Genomic DNA, 5,582 nt, shown 5'->3' on the forward strand with positions numbered 1-5,582 from the left:
TATATTTGAATTTACATGATGTCTAATTAATTTATTTGATATAAACGCTGTTATATAAATCATTATATGCATATGTATAAATGTACGTACAAAATTACGTATACATATATTTATACGTATAAAACTGAATAAGTTATAATTTATTGATTATGGAATATAGGTATATAATTTTAACTGTTGACAAAAATAATCGAGAAATTAAATTATACGGGCATTAAAAAATCCAATTATAGCTTCGAAATTTTAAGTACATAGATGTGTTTTTTGTCAAAAATTGTGCGGAGAATGCGTCTCTCAGCAGCTGATTAGAGAAAATTTTGTAAGACACTTACAACAAAAGAGTCTTATAGAAAAATTAAAGCTGATATTATAGGCTTTTGAAGGGCTAGTGTACTCTAAGAAGATGCTTGTGAATTTTTTAGCAAATTTTGAAATTTTCCAGTAATAACGGATAGATGTACTTTTTATATAATAATAAACTAAAAGTTCATTAAAGATATAAAAGGATATTATAAATAGGCGCCCGCTAACCGATTTGGCTAGTGGGCGCCTATTGGCTTATTTAGCTAAGTTGAAAGTATCGCGGGCAATGAGAAGTTCTTCATCGGTCATGATGCGCATGACTTTTACCTTAGAGTCAGGAGTTGAAATGAAGGTATTCTTGCCACGCGTTTGGTTGTTTACTTTGTCAAGATTAATACCTAAGAAAGCGAGCTTCCTAACAATACTTTCACGAGTTTCCTGAGAATTTTCCCCAATACCAGCGGTAAAGATGATCCCATCGACCCCACCCATCTCGAAGGTGTATTGTCCGATGTAGTCAATAACGCTACGTTCGAAAATTTCATTGGCCAGGTAAGCCCGGTGGTCTCCAGCTTCTGCGGCTTCTAAGATGTCACGGCTGTCGGAGTATTTGCCAGAAATTCCTAACATCCCAGATTCGTGGTTTAAGGTCTCAACCATTTGACTGACGTTTTTAACCTTGAGTTTACGCATCATGTAGGCGACTGCAGAGAAGTCAACATCCCCGGAACGGGTGGCCATGGTTACTCCAGCTAAAGGTGTAAAGCCCATGGAAGTGTTGAAGGACTTGCCGTCTTTAATAGCACAAATGGAAGCCCCGGCCCCAAGGTGACAGGAAATTAACTTCAAATCTTCCAAAGGTCTGCCTAACATGTCCGCAGCGACTGAAGCAACGTAGCGGTGGCTCGTCCCGTGGGCGCCATAACGACGTACACTATAATTTTCATACCATTTATATGGCACAGCATAGAGATAGTTTTCTTCCGGCATCGTTTGGTGGAAGGCCGTATCAAAGACCGCTACCGCTACTGCGTGGGGAAGGGCTTGCTTGAAAGCGCGAATCCCCATGAGGTTGGCTGGATTGTGCAAAGGTGCTAATTCAAAAGTCTTTTCAATAAGCCGTTCGTTATTGGTATCAACGACTACGGATTCTTTGAAAAATTCGCCTCCAGCCACAACACGATGTCCTACACCTGAAATTTCATCGTAGCTAGCAATGATTTTTAAGTCGAGTAGTTTATCAAGTAGGATTTGCACTGCTTCGGAATGGTTTTTAACCTTAGCCTCTTCGGAGAATTTTTGTCCGTCACCATACTTAATTTCAACCAAAGGGTGTTCAATTCCAATTCTTTCAAATTTTCCGGATGCAATGACGGTTTCTGCCGGCATTGCAAAAATTTTAAATTTAAGGCTAGAACTGCCTGCGTTGACTGATAAAATTTTCTTCATAAAAAAACGCCCCTCGTAATTTATTACCATGCTTATTATAACCGTTTTTGAAAACGTATTCAATAAGATTTGTTTAAAGTTGTTGACAATTAATAAGTAAAGGTTTACTCTGATAACGTATTCAACGAGGAAGTGGTGTACCATTCAATGAAAAATAAAACCTGTTTGCGGATTGGAATTTTAAATATTATGCATGATAAGGCAGCCACTATCCGGCGGATACGACGGGTCTTAAGCCAGGATTATCCGGTAGAGCTGACCTTCTTTTATCCGCAAACTCACTATACGGGTCGCCAGGTGCCTGCAGAAGTTGCAGCTATGATGGCACCCTTAGATTTATCGCGTGTCAAGGATATGGATGCCTTTTTAATTACCGGGGCACCGTTGGAACATTTAGCCTTTGAGGACGTGACTTATTATCAAGAAGTGGTTGACTTAATGGAGTTTCTTGCTACCCATCAAATCGAACAGTTTTATCTCTGTTGGGGGGCGATGGTGGCCAGTCATTATTTTTATGGCAGTCAGAAACATGATCTCTCAGAAAAAGTTTTTGGCGTTTACCCACAAAAGATTTTGCGGTCTAGTCCGTTACTCACGGGTTTGGCAGATGGCTTTTTGGCGCCTCATGCTCGGTATGCCGAAATGGATGGGCAAGCATAGTGGCTGGCGGAGCGCAAGAGATTGCTCGCAGTCAAACGGGGCATTTGTTCTTGTTTACGCATCCGGCTAAGCACCGTACCTTTTTATTCGCACACTTAGAATACGGGCGTAATGCCTTAAAAGAAGAGTATCAGCGGGAATGGCAGGCTAAAGTTGCTCAAAGAACCCTGCTAGCTCGACCACAACATTATTATTTAGATGAAACTAACCAAGCCCAACCAGATTTTAGCTGGGAAGAAACGCAAAGAATCTTCTTTCAGAATTGGTTGGACCTGGTTGCTCGCAGAAAAGAGGAAAAAGTATGACAATTTATCAATCAGTAACCGAACTAGTCGGCAAGACACCTTTATATAAACTACACACAGAAGCGGACTCTGCGGATGTGTATGTAAAGTTAGAATTCTTCAACCCAGCAGGCTCAGTTAAAGACCGGATTGCTTTGGCCATGATTGAAGCTGCCGAAAAAGCTGGTCAACTTCAAGCTGGAGGTACGATTGTAGAACCAACTTCCGGGAATACCGGCATTGGTTTGGCTGCGCTTGGGGCCGCTAAAGGCTATAAAGTAGTTATCGTAATGCCAGAAACTATGAGTGTGGAACGGCGTAAACTGATGGCTGGTTACGGCGCTAAATTAGTCTTAACACCAGGGGCTGACGGAATGAAAGGTTCTATCGCTAAGGCGAAGGAATTAGTTGCGGAAAATGGTTGGTTCATGCTCATGCAATTTGAAAACCCTGCTAACCCAAGTATTCACGAAGTAACTACCGGGCAAGAAATTTTGGAAGACCTAGCGGGTCACGAAATTGATGCCTTCGTTGCTGGCGTCGGGACTGGTGGGACTTTAACCGGGGTAGGTCACACCCTCAAGGCTAAAAATGCTAACACTAAGGTTTACGCCCTTGAGCCAGCTGAATCACCACTCTTAAAAGATGGCGTAGCGGGCAAGCATAAGATTCAAGGGATTTCAGCCGGCTTTATTCCTGAAGTTTTAGACCGTGACTTATATGACGGGGTGGTTGAAGTTGCCAGTGAAGATGCTTTAGAAACCGCGCGACAAACTGCCGCTAAGGAAGGTTTCTTACCAGGAATTTCTGCTGGGGCCAACATTTACGGAGCCTTAAAACTTGCCAAAAAACTTGGCCCTAATCACATTGTGGTGACGGTTGCGCCTGATGGTGGGGATCGTTACTTATCTACTGACTTAATTCAATTAGCTGATTAATTTTCAAAAGCTCATCATGGTAAATGGTGGGCTTTTCTTTGGCCTTAGGGAGTTCCTGGTCAGATTCGCTAGCGTCGGCCTTGAGTGGACTGGTGGCTGGTTTGGTTTTTCAGCTAATTGGCTCTAAGATTCATACCGGCTTTCTTTTAACCATTATGGGAAGTGCAGCCATTGCTTTGACGGCCAATGTTTTATATGCGCTTGGTCTAGGGCAACACCGTAGTTTGATTATCCTGGGAGCTTTGATGGTACTGGTTCCCGGAGCCTTCTTTGTAAATTCGGTGCGGGAATTTTCGCAAAATAATTTTTCTACCGGGTTATCGCTCTTAATGTCGGCGTTATTAACTTGTTTTTCCATTTCAGTGGGGATTGCCGCAACAATTGCGCTGTTGCCTTTTGCTGAACAAATGACAACACCTTTTTCCAATGTCACTCATACTTGGTGGGAAGGACTGGTGAAAGTGATTATGGCTGGTGTCGGTACCATAGCTTTTTCGCTTTTATACCATGTGCCTAAGCGTTACTTTGGGGATTTGGGAATTCTGGGAGCCTTGTCTTGGTTCTTATATTTGTTTATTAATCAAATGACGGAAATCGAAGCTATGGCGGTCCTTTTTCCGGCCTTATTTGTGGCTTTCTTTTCTCGAGTCTTGGCAGCCAAGCGTAAATCACCGATGACCATTTTCCTGTCAACCAGTATCTTTCCCTTGATTCCGGGACTTGGCTTTTACCGGGCCATTTACTTTCTAATTACGGGGATGGATAACTTGGCTTTGACATATATGCGCAGTTGCTTTATCACGGCCTTTACCATCGCAATTGCCATAAGTATTGTCCAACAAATTCCGCTGGACTACTTTACCAAACAACGAATGAAATAAATTACAAAAGTCCATCTAGGCATGAAAACTAGATGGACTTTTTGACTATGCTTTGAAGAATGTCGTAATATTTTACTTGCCAAAAGTCCAAAATGATCGTAAGATCGAGATCTTCGAGGTGATAAAAATGATTAATCAATTAGTGACAGCCAAACTTTCCGGACTGTTAAAACAATACCATGTCACAACCGTTACAGAATTAGTTGCAAGTCGGTCTCTGGTCGAAAATCTCAACCGTGCCTATGAAACAGGTGATATTTTGGAGTATGCGCAAGCGCAGGTGGCACCAACCAAGCAAAATTTTGAGGCGATTTATGCCGATGAGATAATTTTTCAAATTTGGGATGGGGGAGATTTGGAAATCTACGGTGATGAGAGTTTGTGGGAAGTCTTGGCTAGAATTATCTAAAAAGCAGTCAGCCCAGGGCTCACTGCTCCAAAAAGTTCTGAAGGTGATTTTTGACTTGCTTTTCACTGGCTACCATAGTCTGAACGAAAGCAGCATAGTTGGGAGCTTCTTGCGGAATTTGAAAACCGAGTTTAAAAATTTGACCACCCAAGCCAGCCAAGTCACCCAAGATATCGTATTGATGCTGACTTAAGCTTGGAAAAATAATTCCAGCAGTTTTAGCATTTAGGATATGGCTATAGGTGATAATCTGGTAGAGATCATTTCGTTGGATCCCATGGTCAGCACGTTTGTACTTCGCATCGAGTACGAGACCGTCAGGATGGTAGAAGTCAGGGTAGACCGTACGATTTCGATGCTTTCCGTACATTTTTTGATAGAGCAAAACACCATGCTACGCTGTTTATTTTGGGGGTGCTGAAAGTCTAAATCAGCTAGAATTAAGTAGAGGTACTCTTCCCATAGCCAGGCGACATCAAATAAAATGCCGTACACCTTATTTGGACTCGAATTTAAGCCGTGTTTTTCCTGCTGTAAAATCAGTAAGCATAATAATTGAAGTTGCCGGTATTCCGTGTAGAAAGCATGGTTGACCGGCTTTTTGAGGTTAGTTTGAATACTTTGATCCAAAGAAACTCGGTAAAAATCTTGACTTTGA

The 5,582-nt window shown here is 41.9% G+C and carries 4 protein-coding genes and 3 pseudogenes; 4 read left to right on the top strand and 3 right to left on the bottom strand.

The features are described 5' to 3' along the window. Nucleotides 1-558: 558 nt before the first annotated feature. Nucleotides 559-1,752: an acetate/propionate family kinase gene (locus JCM10991_RS11115; protein ID WP_025021523.1), complete on the bottom strand. Its 1,194-nt coding sequence runs from the start codon at nt 1,750-1,752 to the stop codon at nt 559-561. A gap of 147 nt (nt 1,753-1,899) precedes the next feature. On the opposite strand from JCM10991_RS11115, the pseudogene JCM10991_RS16655 reads away from it, so the two are divergent. The 4 genes and pseudogenes from JCM10991_RS16655 to JCM10991_RS11130 all read left to right on the top strand — a co-directional run bounded on the left by JCM10991_RS16655 (nt 1,900) and on the right by JCM10991_RS11130 (nt 4,924). Next, nucleotides 1,900-2,717: pseudogene (locus JCM10991_RS16655) on the top strand (homoserine O-acetyltransferase/O-succinyltransferase family protein). Next, nucleotides 2,714-3,634 carry a cysteine synthase A gene (gene cysK, locus JCM10991_RS13940; RefSeq protein WP_035188932.1) on the top strand — a complete coding sequence of 307 codons (921 nt, stop codon included), beginning with the start codon at nt 2,714-2,716 and terminating at the stop codon, nt 3,632-3,634. The pseudogene JCM10991_RS16655 and the gene cysK overlap by 4 nt, the downstream one beginning before the upstream one ends. A 32-nt stretch (nt 3,635-3,666) precedes the next feature. Continuing rightward, a pseudogene (locus JCM10991_RS13945) lies at nt 3,667-4,515 on the top strand (threonine/serine exporter family protein); the annotation flags it as partial. Nucleotides 4,516-4,642: 127 nt separating this feature from the next. Beyond that, complete coding sequence (locus tag JCM10991_RS11130; protein WP_025021524.1) at nt 4,643-4,924, top strand: hypothetical protein; 282 nt, start codon at nt 4,643-4,645, stop codon at nt 4,922-4,924. Nucleotides 4,925-4,943: 19 nt separating this feature from the next. Here JCM10991_RS11130 and JCM10991_RS16280 read toward each other — a convergent pair whose 3' ends face one another. After that, nucleotides 4,944-5,294: a 5-methylcytosine restriction system specificity protein McrC gene (locus JCM10991_RS16280; protein ID WP_051528016.1), complete on the bottom strand. Its 351-nt coding sequence runs from the start codon at nt 5,292-5,294 to the stop codon at nt 4,944-4,946. A 29-nt stretch (nt 5,295-5,323) separates the two neighbouring features. Continuing rightward, nucleotides 5,324-5,554: pseudogene (locus tag JCM10991_RS16515) on the bottom strand (5-methylcytosine restriction system specificity protein McrC); the annotation flags it as partial. Nucleotides 5,555-5,582: the final 28 nt, after the last annotated feature.

It is taken from the genome of Ligilactobacillus equi DSM 15833 = JCM 10991 (assembly GCF_000615765.1).
Classification (GTDB): Bacteria; Bacillota; Bacilli; order Lactobacillales; family Lactobacillaceae; genus Ligilactobacillus; species Ligilactobacillus equi.